Source organism: Escherichia sp. Lx600-2, from assembly GCF_036662595.1.
Lineage (GTDB): Bacteria > Pseudomonadota > Gammaproteobacteria > Enterobacterales > Enterobacteriaceae > Escherichia > Escherichia coli.
On sequence record NZ_JAYQWM010000068.1, the window covers coordinates 1 to 18,602 of the forward strand.

15 protein-coding genes, 1 tRNA gene and 2 pseudogenes are annotated in these 18,602 nt (G+C 51.4%); 5 read left to right on the forward strand and 13 right to left on the reverse strand.

What is annotated here, in order from left to right:
* Nucleotides 1-73 precede the first annotated feature (73 nt).
* The 3 genes and pseudogenes from bcsE to bcsG form a co-directional block, all read left to right on the forward strand.
* Nucleotides 74-1,228, forward strand: a pseudogene (gene bcsE / locus OQV04_RS18820) (cellulose biosynthesis protein BcsE); the annotation flags it as partial.
* Nucleotides 1,225-1,416 (forward strand): cellulose biosynthesis protein BcsF, encoded by a 192-nt coding sequence (bcsF, locus tag OQV04_RS18825; protein WP_000988308.1) that lies wholly within the window; start codon nucleotides 1,225-1,227, stop codon nucleotides 1,414-1,416. The pseudogene bcsE and the gene bcsF, both read left to right, overlap by 4 nt.
* Nucleotides 1,413-3,092 carry a cellulose biosynthesis protein BcsG gene (gene bcsG / locus OQV04_RS18830; protein ID WP_101969549.1) on the forward strand — a complete coding sequence of 560 codons (1,680 nt, stop codon included), beginning with the start codon at nucleotides 1,413-1,415 and terminating at the stop codon, nucleotides 3,090-3,092. The genes bcsF and bcsG overlap by 4 nt, the downstream gene beginning before the upstream one ends.
* 86 nt (nucleotides 3,093-3,178) lie before the next feature.
* Here bcsG and OQV04_RS18835 read toward each other — a convergent pair whose 3' ends face one another.
* Both OQV04_RS18835 and OQV04_RS18840 read right to left on the reverse strand, forming a co-directional pair.
* Entirely contained in the window at nucleotides 3,179-3,286 is a 108-nt protein-coding gene (locus OQV04_RS18835) for a type I toxin-antitoxin system toxin Ldr family protein (protein ID WP_001295224.1), read from the reverse strand.
* A 375-nt stretch (nucleotides 3,287-3,661) separates the two neighbouring features.
* A complete protein-coding gene (locus OQV04_RS18840; RefSeq protein WP_001295224.1) occupies nucleotides 3,662-3,769 on the reverse strand; it encodes a type I toxin-antitoxin system toxin Ldr family protein in 108 nt (35 codons plus the stop codon).
* Nucleotides 3,770-4,244: 475 nt separating this feature from the next.
* Here OQV04_RS18840 and OQV04_RS18845 point away from each other — a divergent pair, with 475 nt between their 5' ends.
* Nucleotides 4,245-5,516 carry an aromatic amino acid transport family protein gene (locus tag OQV04_RS18845; RefSeq protein WP_001313380.1) on the forward strand — a complete coding sequence of 424 codons (1,272 nt, stop codon included), beginning with the start codon at nucleotides 4,245-4,247 and terminating at the stop codon, nucleotides 5,514-5,516.
* Nucleotides 5,517-5,545: 29 nt separating this feature from the next.
* Here OQV04_RS18845 and dppF read toward each other — a convergent pair whose 3' ends face one another.
* The 4 genes from dppF to dppB are packed head-to-tail and all read right to left on the reverse strand — an operon-like array spanning nucleotide 5,546 to nucleotide 9,472.
* Nucleotides 5,546-6,550 carry a dipeptide ABC transporter ATP-binding subunit DppF gene (gene dppF / locus OQV04_RS18850; RefSeq protein WP_000107036.1) on the reverse strand — a complete coding sequence of 335 codons (1,005 nt, stop codon included), beginning with the start codon at nucleotides 6,548-6,550 and terminating at the stop codon, nucleotides 5,546-5,548.
* Nucleotides 6,547-7,530: a dipeptide ABC transporter ATP-binding protein gene (dppD, locus tag OQV04_RS18855; RefSeq protein ID WP_001196486.1), complete on the reverse strand. Its 984-nt coding sequence runs from the start codon at nucleotides 7,528-7,530 to the stop codon at nucleotides 6,547-6,549. Before dppD ends, dppF begins: the two co-directional genes overlap by 4 nt.
* A 10-nt stretch (nucleotides 7,531-7,540) precedes the next feature.
* Nucleotides 7,541-8,443 carry a dipeptide ABC transporter permease DppC gene (dppC, locus tag OQV04_RS18860; protein ID WP_000084677.1) on the reverse strand — a complete coding sequence of 301 codons (903 nt, stop codon included), beginning with the start codon at nucleotides 8,441-8,443 and terminating at the stop codon, nucleotides 7,541-7,543.
* Nucleotides 8,444-8,452: 9 nt separating this feature from the next.
* Nucleotides 8,453-9,472: a dipeptide ABC transporter permease DppB gene (gene dppB, locus OQV04_RS18865; RefSeq protein ID WP_000938855.1), complete on the reverse strand. Its 1,020-nt coding sequence runs from the start codon at nucleotides 9,470-9,472 to the stop codon at nucleotides 8,453-8,455.
* 17 nt (nucleotides 9,473-9,489) lie between these two features.
* Between dppB and OQV04_RS18870 the strand changes: the two genes are divergently transcribed.
* On the forward strand, nucleotides 9,490-9,717 hold the full coding sequence (locus OQV04_RS18870; RefSeq protein WP_032149962.1) for a hypothetical protein: 228 nt from the start codon (nucleotides 9,490-9,492) through the stop codon (nucleotides 9,715-9,717).
* Between the two features lie 62 nt (nucleotides 9,718-9,779).
* Here OQV04_RS18870 and dppA read toward each other — a convergent pair whose 3' ends face one another.
* The 7 genes and pseudogenes from dppA to OQV04_RS18905 all read right to left on the reverse strand — a co-directional run.
* Complete coding sequence (gene dppA / locus OQV04_RS18875) at nucleotides 9,780-11,387, reverse strand: dipeptide ABC transporter substrate-binding protein DppA (RefSeq protein ID WP_001222888.1); 1,608 nt, start codon at nucleotides 11,385-11,387, stop codon at nucleotides 9,780-9,782.
* A 752-nt stretch (nucleotides 11,388-12,139) separates the two neighbouring features.
* Nucleotides 12,140-12,216: transfer RNA gene (locus tag OQV04_RS18880), tRNA-Pro, on the reverse strand.
* A 91-nt stretch (nucleotides 12,217-12,307) separates the two neighbouring features.
* Nucleotides 12,308-13,999 (reverse strand): kdo(2)-lipid A phosphoethanolamine 7''-transferase, encoded by a 1,692-nt coding sequence (gene eptB, locus OQV04_RS18885; RefSeq protein WP_001269210.1) that lies wholly within the window; start codon nucleotides 13,997-13,999, stop codon nucleotides 12,308-12,310.
* 254 nt (nucleotides 14,000-14,253) lie between these two features.
* Nucleotides 14,254-14,784 carry a long polar fimbrial protein LpfE gene (gene lpfE / locus OQV04_RS18890; protein ID WP_000671278.1) on the reverse strand — a complete coding sequence of 177 codons (531 nt, stop codon included), beginning with the start codon at nucleotides 14,782-14,784 and terminating at the stop codon, nucleotides 14,254-14,256.
* Between the two features lie 4 nt (nucleotides 14,785-14,788).
* Complete coding sequence (locus OQV04_RS18895; protein ID WP_032281809.1) at nucleotides 14,789-15,850, reverse strand: fimbrial protein; 1,062 nt, start codon at nucleotides 15,848-15,850, stop codon at nucleotides 14,789-14,791.
* A 14-nt stretch (nucleotides 15,851-15,864) separates the two neighbouring features.
* Nucleotides 15,865-18,438, reverse strand: a complete 2,574-nt coding sequence (gene lpfC / locus OQV04_RS18900; RefSeq protein ID WP_032281810.1) for an outer membrane usher protein LpfC — start codon at nucleotides 18,436-18,438, stop codon at nucleotides 15,865-15,867.
* A gap of 28 nt (nucleotides 18,439-18,466) precedes the next feature.
* A pseudogene (locus OQV04_RS18905) lies at nucleotides 18,467-18,541 on the reverse strand (long polar fimbrial chaperone LpfB); the annotation flags it as partial.
* Nucleotides 18,542-18,602: the final 61 nt, after the last annotated feature.

The following is an 18,602-nucleotide window of genomic DNA, read 5'->3' on the forward strand; positions in this document are numbered from 1 at the left end:
AATCGGCTCAAACATGAAGAAATGAAATGACTGAGTCAGCCGAGAAGAATTTCCCCGCTTATTCGCACCTTCCTTAAACCATTGTTCGCTTTTGGTAATTAATCCCGGAAATAATAACGATATACAATTTTCATTGTTGCTTGAGGAATACCGTTCACTTTTTGGTCTTGCCAGTTTGCGTTTTCAGGGCGACCAACATTTGCTGGATATTGCCTTCTGGTGCAACGAAAAAGGGGTCAGCGCCCGTCAGCAGCTTAGCGTTCAGCAACAAAATGGTATCTGGACATTAGTTCAAAGCGAAGAGGCGGAGATCCAACCACGCAGCGACGAAAAACGCATTCTGAGTAATGTTGCTGTACTGGAAGGTGCGCCGCCGCTATCGGAACACTGGCAACTGTTCAACAATAACGAAGTCCTGTTCAATGAAGCCCGTACCGCTCAGGCGGCGACGGTGGTCTTTTCTTTACAGCAAAATGCGCAAATCGAGCCACTGGCCCGCAGCATTCATACTCTGCGTCGCCAGCGCGGTAGTGCGATGAAAATCCTCGTACGGGAAAATACCGCTAGCCTGCGCGCCACCGATGAACGTTTGTTATTGGCCTGCGGTGCAAATATGGTTATCCCGTGGAATGCGCCACTCTCCCGCTGTCTGACGATGATCGAAAGCGTGCAAGGGCAGAAGTTTAGTCGCTATGTGCCGGAAGATATCACTACCTTGCTGTCAATGACCCAGCCGCTCAAACTGCGTGGTTTCCAGAAGTGGGATGTGTTCTGTAATGCCGTCAACAACATGATGAATAACCCTCTTTTGCCTGCCCACGGTAAAGGTGTTCTGGTTGCCCTACGTCCGGTACCGGGTATCCGCGTTGAGCAAGCCCTGACGCTATGTCGCCCTAACCGTACCGGCGATATCATGACCATTGGCGGTAATCGGCTGGTGCTGTTTCTCTCATTCTGTCGGATTAACGATCTGGATACCGCGTTGAATCATATTTTCCCATTGCCTACTGGCGACATTTTCTCAAACCGTATGGTCTGGTTTGAAGATGATCAAATCAGTGCCGAGCTGGTGCAGATGCGCCTGCTTGCCCCAGAACAATGGGGCATGCCGCTGCCTTTAACACAAAGTTCTAAACCGGTCATCAATGCCGAGCACGATGGTCGCCACTGGCGACGAATACCAGAACCCATGCGACTGTTAGATGATGCTGTGGAGCGCTCATCATGATGACCATCAGCGATATCATTGAAATTATTGTCGTTTGCGCACTGATATTTTTCCCGCTGGGCTATCTGGCGCGGCACTCTTTGCGACGCATTCGCGACACCTTACGTTTGTTCTTTGCTAAACCTCGTTATGTTAAACCGGCTGGGACGTTACGCCGCACGGAAAAAGCCAGGGCAACCAAAAAATGACTCAATTTACGCAAAATACCGCCATGCCTTCTTCCCTCTGGCAATACTGGCGCGGCCTTTCCGGCTGGAACTTCTATTTTCTGGTTAAGTTCGGCCTGTTGTGGGCGGGATATCTTAACTTCCATCCGCTCCTCAATTTGGTGTTTGCCGCGTTTCTGCTGATGCCCATTCCGCGCTACAGCCTGCATCGCTTGCGCCACTGGATTGCCCTGCCGATCGGCTTTGCTTTGTTCTGGCATGACACCTGGTTGCCTGGCCCGGAAAGCATAATGAGCCAGGGTTCGCAGGTGGCGGGGTTCAGTACCGATTATTTAATCGACCTTGTCACACGCTTTATTAACTGGCAGATGATTGGGGCCATTTTTGTTTTATTAGTGGCCTGGTTATTCTTGTCACAATGGATTCGCATTACCGTTTTTGTGGTTGCCATACTGCTATGGCTGAACGTACTTACCCTGGCGGGACCAAGTTTCTCCTTGTGGCCAGCCGGTCAACCGACGACCACTGTAACAACGACGGGTGGTAACGCAGCGGCAACCGTTGCGGCGACGGGTGGCGCACCGGTAGTGGGTGATATGCCCGCACAAACTGCACCGCCAACAACGGCGAACCTTAACGCCTGGCTGAATAATTTCTATAACGCGGAGGCGAAACGTAAATCGATCTTCCCGTCTTCGCTGCCCGCTGATGCTCAGCCATTTGAACTACTGGTGATTAATATCTGTTCGCTTTCCTGGTCGGATATAGAAGCCGCCGGGTTGATGTCGCATCCGCTGTGGTCGCATTTCGATATTGAGTTCAAGAACTTTAACTCCGCCACCTCCTACAGTGGCCCGGCAGCGATCCGTTTACTGCGCGCCAGCTGCGGGCAGACTTCGCACACTAATCTGTATCAACCGGCAAATAACGACTGCTATCTGTTTGATAACCTGTCGAAACTGGGCTTTACCCAGCACCTGATGATGGGATATAACGGCCAGTTCGGCGGTTTTTTGAAAGAAGTTCGCGAAAATGGCGGCATGCAGACTGAATTGATGGATCAAACAAATCTGCCGGTTATTTTGCTGGGCTTTGATGGTTCGCCGGTTTATGACGATACCGCCGTGCTTAACCGCTGGCTGGACGTTACCGAAAAAGATAAAAACAGCCGTAGTGCCACGTTCTACAACACGCTTCCACTGCATGACGGCAACCATTATCCGGGCGTCAGCAAAACAGCGGATTACAAAGCGCGGGCGCAGAAATTCTTTGATGAACTGGACGCCTTCTTTACTGAACTGGAGAAATCGGGTCGTAAAGTGATGGTGGTCGTGGTGCCGGAACACGGCGGCGCGCTGAAGGGCGACAGAATGCAGGTATCTGGCCTACGTGATATCCCTAGCCCGTCTATCACCGACGTCCCCGTTGGGGTGAAATTCTTCGGCATGAAGGCACCACATCAGGGGGCACCGATTGTCATCGACCAACCGAGCAGCTTCCTGGCTATCTCCGATCTGGTGGTTCGCGTTCTTGATGGCAAGATTTTCACCGAAGATAATGTTGACTGGAAAAAACTCACCAGTGGGTTGCCACAAACAGCACCGGTCTCCGAGAACTCAAATGCAGTAGTTATTCAATACCAGGATAAACCGTACGTTCGCCTGAACGGCGGCGACTGGGTGCCTTACCCGCAGTAAGCACGAAAAAGGCCGCAGAGTTTCACCCCTGCGGCCTGGTCCGGGCGCAAATTGCCATTACGGCAGCCTGACGCCCGCATGACACGTTACTTCCGCTTGTTCAGCCAGTTCACGATCATACTGGCAAGAATGCCAGCAATGACCGGAGCCGCTAAATCATGCCAGAAGGCCATGCCCAGTTCTGCGAGCGTCATATAGCCGCCTGTGTTGTAATGACAACGTTTCGCGGCTATTCTTGAATGGTCTAGGTTCAAGATTAGCCCCCGTGGTGTTGTCAGGTGCATACCTGCAACGTGCGGGGGTTTTCTCTCTCCAGCAACCAATGCCACCAGGGATTAAGCCCCCGCAACATTGCGCATCACCGGAATCCTTCCGGCTTATCGCTGATTCTACGACTGTTTTTCTGTTCCGGAATCCGTCACGTCTTCACTCTGTGCTGCGCATTCCGCAGAATATTATCCGCTTGCAATCGTTGCATTTTTCTTACGAAAAAGGCCGCAGAGTTTCACCCCTGCGGCCTGGTCCGGGCGCAAATTGCCATTACGGCAGCCTGACGCCCGCATGACACGTTACTTCCGCTTGTTCAGCCAGTTCACGATCATACTGGCAAGAATGCCAGCAATGACCGGAGCCGCTAAATCATGCCAGAAGGCCATGCCCAGTTCTGCGAGCGTCATATAGCCGCCTGTGTTGTAATGACAACGTTTCGCGGCTATTCTTGAATGGTCTAGGTTCAAGATTAGCCCCCGTGGTGTTGTCAGGTGCATACCTGCAACGTGCGGGGGTTTTCTCTCTCCAGCAACCAATGCCACCAGGGATTAAGCCCCCGCAACATTGCGCCTCACCGGAACCCTTCCGGCTTGCCGCTAATTTTACGATTGCTTTTTACTGTCAGCACTCGGCAATCTTCCTCATTGCGTGATGCCTTCCAGCTTAATTTCTTAATTTGCAATAGTTGCAGTTCATATCCGGGCTGACTCCAGACTGGTAGTGAAATGCGCAATTTTGTAGAATTGCGCCTCCTCGCGACCTCCCCAGTGAATCTGTTGCCTCATTTTTTACATACTGCGTATTCGACTTCTCCACCTGTTGCGCAAGAGAAACTGGGTTTATTCATTTTTGCGAGGCCGACTTCTTTCTGGACAGGACTTTATGCAGCACAACACACTACCGAAACACGATCAGAAATTGCCGTTTACACGCTACGACTTCGGCTGGGTTTTATTATGCATAGGCATGGCGATTGGTGCCGGAACCGTACTGATGCCAGTACAAATTGGCTTGAAGGGAATTTGGGTATTTATTACCGCAGCGATCATTGCTTATCCTGCCACCTGGGTAGTGCAGGACATTTATTTAAAAACCCTTTCTGAAAGCGATTCCTGTAATGACTACACCGATATTATCAGTCATTACCTGGGGAAGAACTGGGGAATTTTCCTCGGGGTTATCTACTTTTTGATGATTATCCACGGGATTTTTATCTACTCTCTCTCCGTGGTTTTCGACAGCGCCTCGTACCTGAAAACCTTCGGTTTAACCGATGCCGATCTTTCACAATCTCTACTTTATAAAGTCGCTATTTTCGCCGTACTGGTAGCGATTGCGTCTGGTGGTGAACGATTACTGTTTAAGATTTCTGGGCCAATGGTGGTGGTCAAAGTAGGGATTATTGTCGTGTTCGGTTTTGCGATGATCCCGCACTGGAATTTCGCCAATATAACCGCCTTCCCGCAAGCCTCCGTCTTTTTCCGCGATGTCCTGCTTACCATTCCATTTTGCTTCTTTTCTGCAGTATTTATTCAGGTACTTAACCCAATGAATATTGCCTATCGTAAACGGGAAGCGGATAAAGTACTGGCAACCCGGCTCGCGCTGCGTACCCACCGAATTAGTTATATCACGCTCATCGCGGTGATACTGTTTTTTGCCTTTTCGTTTACCTTCTCAATTAGCCACGAAGAAGCCGTTTCTGCCTTTGAACAAAATATCTCGGCACTGGCACTGGCCGCGCAGGTGATCCCTGGGCATATCATTCATATCACCTCTACGGTGCTGAATATCTTTGCCGTACTGACCGCATTCTTTGGCATTTATCTCGGTTTCCACGAGGCCATTAAAGGCATTATTCTCAATCTGTTAAGCCGAATTATTGATACCAAGAAAATTAACTCACGCATGCTGACTCTGGCGATCTGCGCTTTTATCGTCATTACGTTGACGATTTGGGTTTCGTTTCGTGTATCGGTGCTGGTGTTCTTTCAGTTGGGAAGCCCATTATATGGCATTGTGTCGTGCCTCATTCCGTTTTTCCTGATCTATAAAGTCGCACAACTGGAAAAACTTCGCGGATTTAAAGCCTGGCTGATTCTGCTTTACGGCATTTTGCTATGCTTGTCGCCACTGTTGAAGCTGATTGAGTAAACCGGAGCGCATGGCCCCGGTTTTGTGAGTTAACGCTGCGGATTTTCATCCTGATCAACAGCAAAACAAGCTACCAGTTGACCGCCGTAGTCTTTTAGCTGCGGCTGCAACTGGGTGCAGGGGCCGAAGCGCCGACGACAGCGGGCGTTAAACGCGCAGCCCGGCGGTGGATTCAGCGGGCTTGGCAGTTCACCGGTGAGTTTGATGCGCTCGCGGCGATCGTCCGGGTTCAGGCGTGGTGTAGCGGAAAGTAGCGCCTGAGTGTACGGATGACGCGGGTTATTGAAGATTTGGTCTTTCGTTCCCTTCTCCACGCAGCGGCCCAGGTACATCACCATCACTTCATCAGCAATGTGCTCCACCACCGACAGGTCGTGGGAGATGAAGACATAAGAAAGCCCCAGTTCCTGCTGCAAATCCATCATCAGGTTGAGCACCTGTGCACGCACCGAGACGTCCAGCGCGGAGACCGGTTCATCGGCAATCACCACGTCCGGGTCGAGCATCAGACCACGGGCAATAGCGATACGCTGACGTTGTCCGCCGGAGAACATATGCGGATAGCGGTCATAGTGCTCGGTTTTCAGGCCGACTTTCGCCATCATCGACAGGGCTTTTTCCCGACGCTGTTCTTTGCTTAAACTGGTGTTGATCAGCAGCGGCTCTTCAAGAATTTGCCCGACTTTTTTACGCGGATTCAGCGAACCGTAAGGGTTCTGGAAGACAATCTGGATTTTCTGCCGACGCAGCTTCTGCGCCTGCGGATCGTGCTTAAGCAGATCCTGCCCCTGGTAATACAGCTCGCCGCCGGTGGGCGTTTCAATCATCGTCAGCAACCGACCGAGGGTCGATTTACCGCAGCCAGATTCACCTACTACCGCCAGCGTTTTGCCACGTTCAAGGTTAAACGAAACGCCGTCCAGCGCCTTCACCAGACGTTCCGGAGCGAACATACCTTTCTTCACCGGATAATGTTTTTTCAGGTCGATAGCCTGCAACAGCGGTTGTTGCGAGGTGGCCTCTTGCGTACTCATAGTGTCGGCCTCCCGGCATCATCAAGTGGGTAATGGCATTTGGACTGACGCCCGTCAGCGAGCATATTCAGCGCCGGTTCTTCAGCGCGACATCTGTCAGTGGCATAGGGGCAGCGCGGGTTAAGCAGGCAGCCGTTCGGGCGGTCGTACTTGCCGGGAACAACGCCAGGCAACGATGCCAGACGTTCTTTGTCCTGAGCAAATTCCGGCAGCGCACGCAGCAATGCCTGAGTATACGGGTGACGCGGCGCATGGAAGATGGCGTGCGCATCGCCCGTTTCCACCACCTGACCGGCATACATCACGATGATTTTATGTGCCGCTTCCGCCACCAGCGCCAGGTCATGGGTAATTAACACCAGCGCCATGTTCTCTTTCTGCTGTAGCTCCAGCAGTAGTTCAATGATTTGCGCCTGAATGGTCACGTCCAGCGCAGTGGTTGGTTCATCGGCAATCAGCAGTTTTGGCCGACAGGCAATCGCCATGGCGATCATCACGCGCTGGCTCATGCCGCCGGAAAGCTGATGCGGGTAAACATCCAGACGCGATGCCGGATCGGGAATACCGACCTGATTCAGCAGGTCAATCGCCCGCTGACGGCGAGTACTCTTATTACCGCCCTGATGCACCTTAATCGCTTCCATAATCTGGAAACCCACGGTGTAGCACGGGTTAAGGCTGGTCATCGGGTCCTGGAAGATCATCGCCACTTCGGCACCCACCAGGTTGCGGCGCTCTTTTTCCGAGATACGCTGCAAATCCTGACCGTTAAACTCCAGCTTTTCCGCCATCACGCGGCCCGGATAATCAATCAGCCCCATAATCGCCAGCGAACTGACCGACTTACCGGAGCCAGACTCACCCACAATCCCGACTACTTCGCCCTGTTTTACGCTGTAGCTGATGCGGTCTACGGCGCGGAACGGTGCGCTTTCGTCGCCGAAATGCACCGATAATTTATCTACATTTAATAACGCCATCTCGAACCTCTTACTGCTTCAGTTTGGGATCGAGCGCGTCACGCAGACCGTCACCCATCAGGTTAAATGCCAGCACCGTCAGCAGGATCGCCAGACCCGGGAAGGTCACGACCCACCAGGCGCTTTGCGCGAACTGCAACACGTCGGAGAGCATGGTGCCCCACTCCGGCGTTGGCGGCTGCGCCCCCATGCCGAGGAAACCAAGAGCAGCCATATCGAGAATGGCGTTAGAGAAACCGAGCGACGCCTGAACAATCAGCGGCGCAAGGCAGTTCGGGAAGATGTTAATAAACATCTGGCGCATCGCCCCGGCACCTGCCACGCGAGAAGCTGTAACGTAATCGCGATTCACCTCCACCAGCACGGCGGCGCGGGTTAAGCGCACATAGTGCGGCAAGGCAACGAAGGTTAGCGCCAGCGCGGCGTTACCAATCGACGGGCCGAAAATCGCCACCAGCACCAGTGCCAACAGCAGACTTGGCAGCGCCAGCATGATATCGACCACGCGCATGATGATGTTATCGACCAGGCCGCCGAAGTAACCGGCGATCAGGCCGAGAATAACGCCCATAATCAGCGATAACACCACCACCAGACAGCCAACCAGCAGCGACAAGCGCGCGCCGTACATCAGCCGCGACAGCACATCACGGCCTACGTCATCGGTGCCCAGCAAGTGCGCCATGCTGCCGCCTTCCTGCCAGGCTGGCGGGGCGAGCAGTGCATCGCGGAACTGTTCAGCCGGGTTATAGGGCGCAATCCAGTTGGCAAAGATCGCGATAAACAGCACGATGACGACGTAAACCAGCCCGACGACCGCGCCTTTGTTGCGTTTAAAATAGTGCCAGAACTCCTGTAACGGGGTCATCGGCACCGGTGCGCTAATCACTTTATTTTCAGTAACCTGTGACATGATGTCCCCTTACTTCTTATGACGAATACGCGGGTTCACCACGCCGTACAGCAGATCGACCAGCAGGTTGACGAGGATAATCATCGTCGCCACCAGCAATACGCCGCCCTGCACTACCGGATAGTCGCGGCGTTGCAGTGCGTCAATCAACCAGCGCCCCAGACCGGGCCACGAGAAGATGGTTTCGGTCAGAATCGCCCCCGCCAGCAATGTTCCCACCTGGAGGCCGATAACGGTCACTACCGGCAGCATCGCGTTACGCAGCGCATGGACGATAATCACCCGCATGCGGGTCAACCCTTTGGCGCGCGCGGTGCGGATGTAATCTTCACCCAGCACTTCCAGCATCGAGGAGCGCGTCATACGCACAATGACCGCCAGCGGGATGGTACCCAGCACAATGGCGGGCAAGATCATATGGGCGACGGCATCGATAAAGTTGCCGTCTTCACCCCAGATGGCGGTGTCGATCAGCATAAAACCGGTTAACGGATTGGAGTCATCGAGGAACACCATATCGCTCACGCGACCGGAGACGGGCGTCAGGTTCCAGTGCACCGAAACCAGCATGATCAGCATCATGCCCCACCAGAAGATCGGCATCGAGTAGCCGGTCAGTGCCAGGCCAACCGCAGTGTGATCGAAAATGGAACCGCGTTTAACCGCAGCCAGCACACCAACCGGAATACCGACTGCCGTAGCAAAAATCATCGCGCAGACACCAAGTTCCAGCGTGGCCTGGAAGCGCGGCACGAACTCTTCCCAAACCGGGATGCGGCTTTTCATTGAAATACCTAGATCGCCATGCATAACGCCCCAAATGTAATGGAGATACTGCTGCCACATCGGTTTATCTAAGCCGAGTTCAGCCAGCAGCTGCGCGTGACGCTCTGGGGAGATCCCACGTTCGCCCGCCATGATCATCACCGGATCGCCCGGGATCATGTGGACAAAGGCAAATGTGAGAAGGGTAATACCGATAAACGTGGGGATGACGAGTCCCAAACGTCGGAGAATAAACTGCAACATAACCCGGATTCTCTATAGTGACCCGCAGCCTGGAACTGCGTGTCTGTATTGCTCACAAATCAATTCCCGCCCTTATCGGACAGGGAATGAAGTATTGCTGCCGGATGGCGCTGCACGCAGAGGCACAGCACCACCGGGTATGCAGATTGTTGACAAAGAGCGCTTTGTTTATGCCGGATGCGGCGTTAACGCCTTATCCGGCCTACAAAATCGTGCAAACTCAATACATTGCAGAATTTTCGTAGGCCTGATAAGCGGAGCGCATCAGGCAGTTTTGCCTTTGCCATCAGTCTTGTATGGCTTTTAATTATTCGATAGAGACGTTTTCGAAGTGATGTTTGCCTAATGGATCAACCACATAGCCTTTAACTTCTTTGCGTACCGGTTCAAACACGGTGGAGTGAGCGATGATCAGTGCCGGAGCCTGATCGTGCATCACCACCTGCGCTTGCTTGTACAGTTCAACGCGTTTGTTATGGTCGTCGGTAGCACGCGCCGGTTGAATCAGATCTTCAAACGGTTTGTAGCACCATTTTGAGTAGTTGGAGCCTTGTTCAGAGGCGGCGCAGCTGAACAGGGTGGCGAAGAAGTTATCCGGATCCCCGTTATCGCCAGTCCAGCCCATCATTACCGTCTGGTGCTCGCCATCTTTCGCACGCTTGAGGTACTCACCCCATTCGTAAGTGACAATTTTGGCCTGCACGCCCACTTTCGCCCAGTCTGCCTGAATCATCTCCGCCATGCGGCGAGCGTTCGGGTTATACGGACGTTGTACCGGCATCGCCCACAGGTCGATGGAGAAACCTTTTTCCAGACCCGCTTCTTTCAGCAAGGCTTTCGCTTTTTCAGGATCGTAGGTGTAGTCCTGAACGTCGTCGTTATAGCCCCACATGGTTGGCGGGATCAGGTTTTTCGCTGATACACCCGCGCCCTGATAAACCGCTTTGATGATCGCGTCTTTGTTCACCGCGTAGGTCAGAGCCTGGCGAACTTTCACGTCATCGAGTGGTTTTTTCTGCACGTTATACGAGAGATAACCGACGTTCAGCCCCGGCATTTCCATCAGGTTGATAGATTTATCCTGCTTCATGCGGGCGATATCTGCCGGGTTCGGGTACGGCATCACCTGGCATTCATTTTTCTGCAATTTAGCGTAACGCACGGAAGCGTCAGGGGTAATAGAGAAAACCAGCGTATCGATCTGCGGTTTGGTGCCCCAGTAGCCATCAAACGCTTTGTAGCGGATACGGGAATCTTTTTGATACTGCTGTAACTGGAACGGACCGGTTCCGATTGGGTTGAGGTCCAGTTTTTCCGGTGTACCGGCTTTCATCATCGCATCAGCATATTCTTTTGACAGAATAGAGGCGAAGTCCATTGCCAGGTCAGCGAGGAACGGCGCTTCCGGGCGAGTCAGCACAAACTGAACGGTGTTGTCGTCCACCTTTTTCACTTCGCTGATCAGCTCCGGCAAGCCCATGCCTTCGAAGTATTCGTAGCTGCCGCCAGAAACTTTATGGTACGGGTTTTGCGCGTTTTTCTGACGATCGAACGAGAACACCACGTCATCGGCATTCATTTCGCGCGTCGGTTTGAATTCTTTATTGTCGTGCCACTTCACACCTTTACGCAGATGGAAGGTATAGGTTTTACCGTCTTCGCTGACTTCCCACTTTTCAGCGAGGCCCGGGATCACTTCGGTGGTGCCGATTTTAAATTCAACCAGGCGGTTATAAAGCGGTACGGAAGAGGCGTCATAGGTGGTACCGGAGGTAAACAGCTGCGGGTTAAACCCTTCCGGAGATCCTTCTGAGCAATAAACCAGAGTTTTAGCCTGAACACTTGCTGCGACGGTCATAGCCACCAGGCTGAGACCAAGCTTCAGCATCCCTGACTTTTTCAAGGAAATACGCATTATTCTGCTCCAATTGTGATGTTTGTTGTTTTAACCCTTTGCAGTGGGTTGTCGCTGCCTGACCTTTTTTGTTTTTTGCCCGGTCGGGTCAACGTTATGAGGTGGGGATGCCGTACTAATTAACATCAGTGTAACAGTGCGGATCCTCCATAAAATGCCCCTCGTGACCTACAATCTGTCAACAGAATGTGAAAACGTCAATACAGCCAACCGGGATTTACACCAACGGTGAGAATCCACAAACAAAGATTAAAAAAACTTCAAACAGCTATTTGCAGCAGAGAAATTTGTGCTACTCCAACATGACCAGAACAATCAGCTTAATATTTAGCAACATTTGGTGATTAAGTTTTATGCATTTAATGAAAAAAATCTGAGGAAAAGGTGGATATCTGAGCGATTAATACCATGAACGCTAAAACGCACAGCGGAAAATGCCAGCGCCAGCCATAAGTAACGCAAAAAAAGATTTAAGCAAATATAAAAAAAGACAATGGTTTCTGTCACAAATCCGTTAATGGATAGTGAGATATGGGGCGCAAATTTGGCAGGGAAATGTGTGGTGTGCTGCCGTTTAGGTCGGATAAGACGGGTACGCTGCATCCGACAATGAGTGCGCTGCCGTTGCCTGATGCGACGCTGACGCGTCTTATCAGGCCTACGTCGAGTCGAACCTCCCTGCCCCCGGAGGTTCTCATCCTCTTCAGATCGCAGAAAGCAAAAAACCAGCCCGTAGGCTGGTTTTTCTAAATTGGTCGGTGATAGAGGATTCGAACCTCCGACCCCTTCGTCCCGAACGAAGTGCGCTACCAGGCTGCGCCAATCACCGAATGCGGGGCGCATCTTACTGCGCAGATACGCCCTCGTCAATCCCTTAATAGCAAAATGCCTTTTGATCGGCGAGAAAGTCAGCAGGCCTCTTAGTTAGCCACTGCCTCTTTTGTCTGCGGGATGTGACACCAGTTGTTGTTTTCGTTAATTCCACCATCCGGTGAAGTATAGCCAAGACAACCCATGATGGTGTCGTACAGCTCTACGTGACGGCGTGGCACTTTCATGTCGGCTGCTTTTTTCAGCTGCGCAAACGCCTGCGCATTGACCGGATTTTCCAGATATTTATCTGACATCCAGACCATCATCGGTACGCGGAACTGCTCCGCCGGTGCCAGTTCACGCGGCGTGCCGTGCAGGTGCTCGCGTTCATTAATTGACTCGCCGTGGTCAGCGGCGTAGAACACAATAGCTTTCTTATCGCGAACCTGATCAATCACACTGGAGATAAAGTGATCCACATAGGTCACCGAGTTGTCATAGGAGTTGATCATCTGCGCTTTGGTACATCCGCTATCAACACCAATACATTCCGGCTTCCACTGCGCAAAGCTGCGCGGGTAACGCTGGGTGTAGTTAAAGTGCGAACCTTTGGTATGCAGAATGATTAGATGCTTACCATCCGGGTTGCGCCCCAGCGATTGCTGCATTTCGTCTACCAGCAACATATCATCTACCGGCTTGCCACGGTTACGTGGCTCCGCACCAATCTGTTCACGGTAAGCAATATTGTCCGCCATCGTATTGCTGTAGAACCACATTTCGCTCTGCATAGCGTAGAGGTCAGAACTGAATCCTAACTGCTTCAGTACCGCGAAAATGTTCTGTTCTTTTAATGTGCGCTGCGGATTATCTTCCGCGCCCCCCTGACGTACAAACATGCAACGCAGAGAGAGTTTGGTTGCGGTATCACAGGAGTAACCACGGAACGCCGCCAGATTTTTCTCCTGGGCCAGCTTCGGCGTGGTATTACGCTCATAGCCGAAAATGCCCATATGGTCCCAACGCGTAGTTTCACCGATGATAAACACGACATAAGTGTCATTAACATTTTGCGGTGCCTGATAAGTGAATTTCTTCGCCGGGTTAAGCAATGAATTATTATCGGAAGATTCATCGACCCGCGCCCAGGCGTACAGCCCCAACGCAGAAAGCCAGTTTGATGGCAGATAAGAGTTCGCTACGACACCGCCATAACTCGGCAAATCAACGCCGGTCGCCCTCTCCACTTTCTTCTGCTGGATATCCAGCAAACGAATCGGTGCCCAAACCATAATTCCCGCCAGTACGACGACCGCCAGGCTGCGAATACGCTGCCCTGGGGTTCGCAGTTGTCGGAGCAAGGTGTAGCGACAGCGGTTATTCCAGATAAGGATAAGAGGCAATGCGCTAACGGCGATTAACCAGAGAATAAAGTTCAGACCAACAACTTCTTTTGACAGGTCGATATCGGTGGTCATGACGGAAGCGATGATGCCATAACCAATGACCACATTAAGGAAGGTCATGTAATAGCTGGCACCTGCGGAAAAGAGCACAACCAGCGATGCCAGAATACGCCAACTGCGGCGGCCAAACAGCGAAAGAAGACGTAGTAAAAAGAAGGTCACCAGTACGGTGGCGGCCAGTTCAACAACAGCAGAAATGCCTTTCCAGACGGTAAAATCGTGCGCATAGCTGCCGAAGCGGCGGTAAAAAACCGCGCCATTCATAAAAAGGCCAATATAGATTGCAAGCAAAAAGCTCAGCTTCTGCTGTGTAATCGATTTGATGTATCTCATGCAAACAAACCCTGGACAAACAGGTGATAACACCCTGCTTAGCGGCTTTTCAGGCCCAGCAGGGGAAAAGTGCGGAGGTAGTCAGATAAGTAAAATCTACACGCGCGAATAAGTAGACCACAGCAAAGGGAAAAAGTGTGGGGAAAGAGTGTGCATGAAGCACAAATTTACAAAAGTGCAAGTCCGGAATAGACCATTTTAACGGATTAACGACTATTCAGAGATAGGTTGGGCCAGGATGCTGGCCCAGTAACTTACTCATAGGTGATGGAAAAATTGACAAGGGCATTCGCTGTGCCACCAGTGGCCTGAGTGTTGACGACCACATAACTCGCCTGGTAGTGAAGCGACGTGGTTTCGCCATCAATCGCCCATTCAATCGGCGTTCCGCTGGAGCCTTTGGGTACTTGCTGCGTTCCTTTATCGTCCTCTATCTTCAACGCAACCCCCGTTGCGCCACCAGCCTCAAGGGCAAACATGGAATCATCATCGCTGTCCGACTGACTGTCCATCTCAACGGTCGCTTTGGATATCCCATCACACTCTTTGAGTTCAATGGTGAAATCTTTCTTGCTCAACACCGTACCGACTGCCGCAGGTTTTTGCAGCGTCATTGTTCCCATATCGACTTCGAGATCGCTTTTTTCCATCTCGCAAGCTTTAGTGGTGATAGTGATGGAGAAATGAATATCCCCTGCCGGGCCAAGATCCGTCGCCGCATTCACCCCGCAGGCAAACAGACTCAAACTGGCGATGCCGCTATGCAGCAATAGATTGAATTTCATGGCATCACTCCATTTCAAGATATATGGTCGTTACGCCTTCAAACGTCCCGCCTTTAGGCGCTTTACCCGTCGTGCTAATCGGTAAAGCCAGCAGTCGAATCGCGGCATTGCGGTGAGTTTTAGAATCCAGGCTGCTCAAATTTAATAACGTGGTGCTGCTTGCATCATTCGGTACCAAAATTTTGCCGCTGGAATCTTTCACCAGTACGCCAATATCGGGGTTGCCCATATCCACCGCTCGGGGATCGTCAGCATTGGTTGCCCCCTCAAGGCGCAACGAGACTTTGATACCATCCGAGATATTGTTGCAATCAAAGCCGAGGTTAATTTCTTGCTCTGTCGCACCTTCAGGCATTTGCCCTTGTCTGTTTTTAAACGCTGAGGAGGGGAATTCACCAAATGGCACATCCAGCACCGTGCCGGGCTTTATTTCGCAATCCTGAGTTATGGTGACGCGGCCCTGAATAGATACGGAAGTTATGGGTATTGTTCCGTAATCTTTATTTGTTTTGGAGGCATACAGTTCGGCAATTAATGTAGGGGGAATGACTGAATCGCCGATAAAGGGTTTAGTAATCAAGAAAGAAAGTAATCCTCCTCCGCCCATATAAGGAGTAGTGATGACTTCATTACAGCCCGTTACCTGAAGCGCCTGTTGACCTTTAAAGGGGACAAAACCATATTGCCCCGAACTTACCTGAATTTTTGTAGATACAGACAGTTCATCGGTTAAGTAATAATACTTAAAACCACCGATATCCCTGGTCATATTCGCTATTCCACTAACCCCTTGTATCAACGTATCTTTTTCAATTTTATAGTCACCCTTATCAGGACATTCACAAATTATCGATACATTTTGTCCATTCGACCAGTTAAGGACATCCGTTAAAACCGTCCCTGCGACGTTTTTACTTGCATCGGGAACACCGACATCCACATCGACGTTATAGTGATAGGTCGTGCCATCCACAGGGGTACATGGCCCCCAGGAACCTCCGGCCAATGCCTTGCCAGAAAATCCGAATACGCATCCTAATAAAGATAATGCTATTGCCGCTTTCATTTCGCTCTCCTTGCTTACTGGCAATTGGCTGAAACAGGAACAATTCCGCCCTGTTTTAATTCCAGGGATAATTTATATGGAGCCACGCATTGCTGCGACGCGTCATTACCCCATTTAATCAGTACCCGCCCTTCCTCTGGCATCCCGCTAATATAGAGCTGCCCTTCCTCACCGACGATACTGCTCACCTCGTTTTGTTTATCGGTGATTAGCGTTGCCGTTGCTCCAAAGGGCACCGGACTGCCCGCGGAACGAAGCAGCGTCATTAATACGCGGTAACCAACGCGGGTATCAAAACGCGCTCTGACAATCGCTCCACGCGTTGGCACCACTTTCTGGAACGCATTTTCAACGTCAACATCGTCACCCAACGAATCGCTACGCAGTGAGATTTCGTTTTCACGATACGGCATGGCGTAAGGCACGATCGCGTTACCCATCCAGTCAACCTGAACGCCGACGTTATTCACCACGCGGGCATTGCGCGCACCGGGTACGGAGATGAGCGTCATGGTTTCGCCTAGCGGTTGGGAAAGCGTCACGCCTTCGCTATGAACTATCACGCCGCCGCGAACGCTGTAGTTGAGCTGCCGGTAATCTTTCCCGTAGCTATAGCCTACGTTGACATTACCGGACCCACCCTGATAGCCAACGTTAGCGTTACCGCTGTTACCCACACCGTTGCTGGCGTAGCCTTCCTGGACACTGTAGCTCAGGTTGCGATCCTCAAGCAGCGTTCCGCTGACCCCAACCTGTTGATTGGTACGACCATCCTGGTCGGTCGTGACGCGATAGTTACTCCAGGCCCGGCCTAGTGGAACGGAAATATTGAAAGACCACAAGCGATCGCTTTCATCCCATTCAGGGCTTTTATTCCAGCTATATGCAATACTGTAACTGACCTTGCCAATACGTCCGTTGTAACCCGCCGATACCGTGTTCTGTTTACCTGCGTCGTTCCAGTAATCCTGCTGCGTTAAATTTAAATAAACAGAGCCATAGGCCCCTAATTGCTGCGTCAGGTTACCCTGTATTTCGCTGCGCTTGTGATAACGGTTATAGTCGCTGTCAGCGTCACTGCGCACATCGGTGGCTTCCTGGAAGGTATAGAAACCGCTGGTAGAGTACCGATAGCCCGCAAGGCGGAAATCGGTGCCGCTTTCGAAGCTCTTGGAATATAAGAAACGATAAGATTGTCCCTGGCTATCGCGATCGTTATTCAGTTCGCTTTTAGCCTGCGTCACATCAATGGAAATCGCCCCGATATAACCAAAGTTTTTCCCTATCCCTAATGCAAATGCATTGTAATTATTAGAGATTAATACGCCGCCGTAGGCCGTCATCCCCCACGGTAAACCGTAGATCAGATCAAGCTGCCCGAAACGCGGCGAGGCGCTGTCATAATTCCCGGCCTGATATTCACCTGCGGCAAAGCTATATTTGAGATGGCCTTCACGCTGGAAAATTGGCACCGATGAGAATGGCTGAATAAAGCGTTGTTCACTGCCATCCGCTTCTTTAATAATGACCGTGAGATCACCGCTGTTTGCAGTGGGGTAAAGATCGTTTATTTCAAAGGCACCAGGCTGCACATAGGTGCGATAAATAACGTAGCCGTTTTGTTCAATACTGACTTCGGCGTTGCTTTTGGCGATCCCTCGAACGATGGGTGCAAAGCCTCGCTGGCTGTCGGGCAGCATCTCTTCATCAGAGGCTAACATCGCGCCACGCATCTGAACGCTGTCAAAAATATCCCCCGCGGTCGCCGTATCCCCCATTGTTAATTGCGCTTTGAAAGGGATGATGGCCCTACTCAAAGACGTACCGATATTATCCCACTGCGCTTTGCCACCGGAATGGCTCCAGGTACTGTAATTCCGTAACCGCCAAGCGCCAAGGTTCAGCCCGCTGCGTAAGTTGAGGTAGTAGCTGTCGCTCTTTAGCGTATCTTTACCATCATCATGATGAACAGTGCCATTATCATCGACATAACTGCTGGAAGACCCCGAAGAGTCATATTCACTGTTGCTCCCGCTAAAACTGTAATCCAGCAATAATGCCGGGATACCTTCGTCCCATAAAGATTCCGGCACCGTGCCGCGCGCCACCTGGTGCATCGCCGCCTGAGGGAAACTTAATACCAGCTTTTGTTCACTGAAGTCGAAATGGCTTGAGGCCTGGGGAATGATTTCGTCAAACGGTACGCAGGCTTCGGCAGGCACCTGATTCAGGGTCGGAAAGCTTTCAACGCGCACGCCCATCTCTGCCAGTTGCGTCCGGCTAAGGCAAGGCACAAGGGATTCCCCCATCGCTTTGCGCTGTGCTTCTGTGGCCTCTTTAAATTCCAGTGTGCGGGTTTCCATTCTCTGTTCATTGACGTAAACAGAGACACGATAGATGCCGGGTAACTGCTGTTCCTGGCCTTTTTCGAACATCGTTAAATCGACATGCTGACCCACACCCTGAACGTCCTCCAGGAATTTGGGGTTAAACTTTCCGGCATGTGCAGAAAACGTGCTGGCAACAGCAACCGCCACCACAGAGATAGAAAAGGAAGAAAAAGTACGTGAAACGGTCTTCCGTGACATTGAGCTATTTCTCCTGAAAAGATATTAATCAATCAACATTTTTAGTGATCATTTCCGCTGACGATCCAAAGTCATTGATGGCGTTATAGGTGATGCTGCCAACTTACTGATTTAGTGTATGATGGTGTTTTTGAGGTGCTCCAGTGGCTTCTGTTTCTATCAGC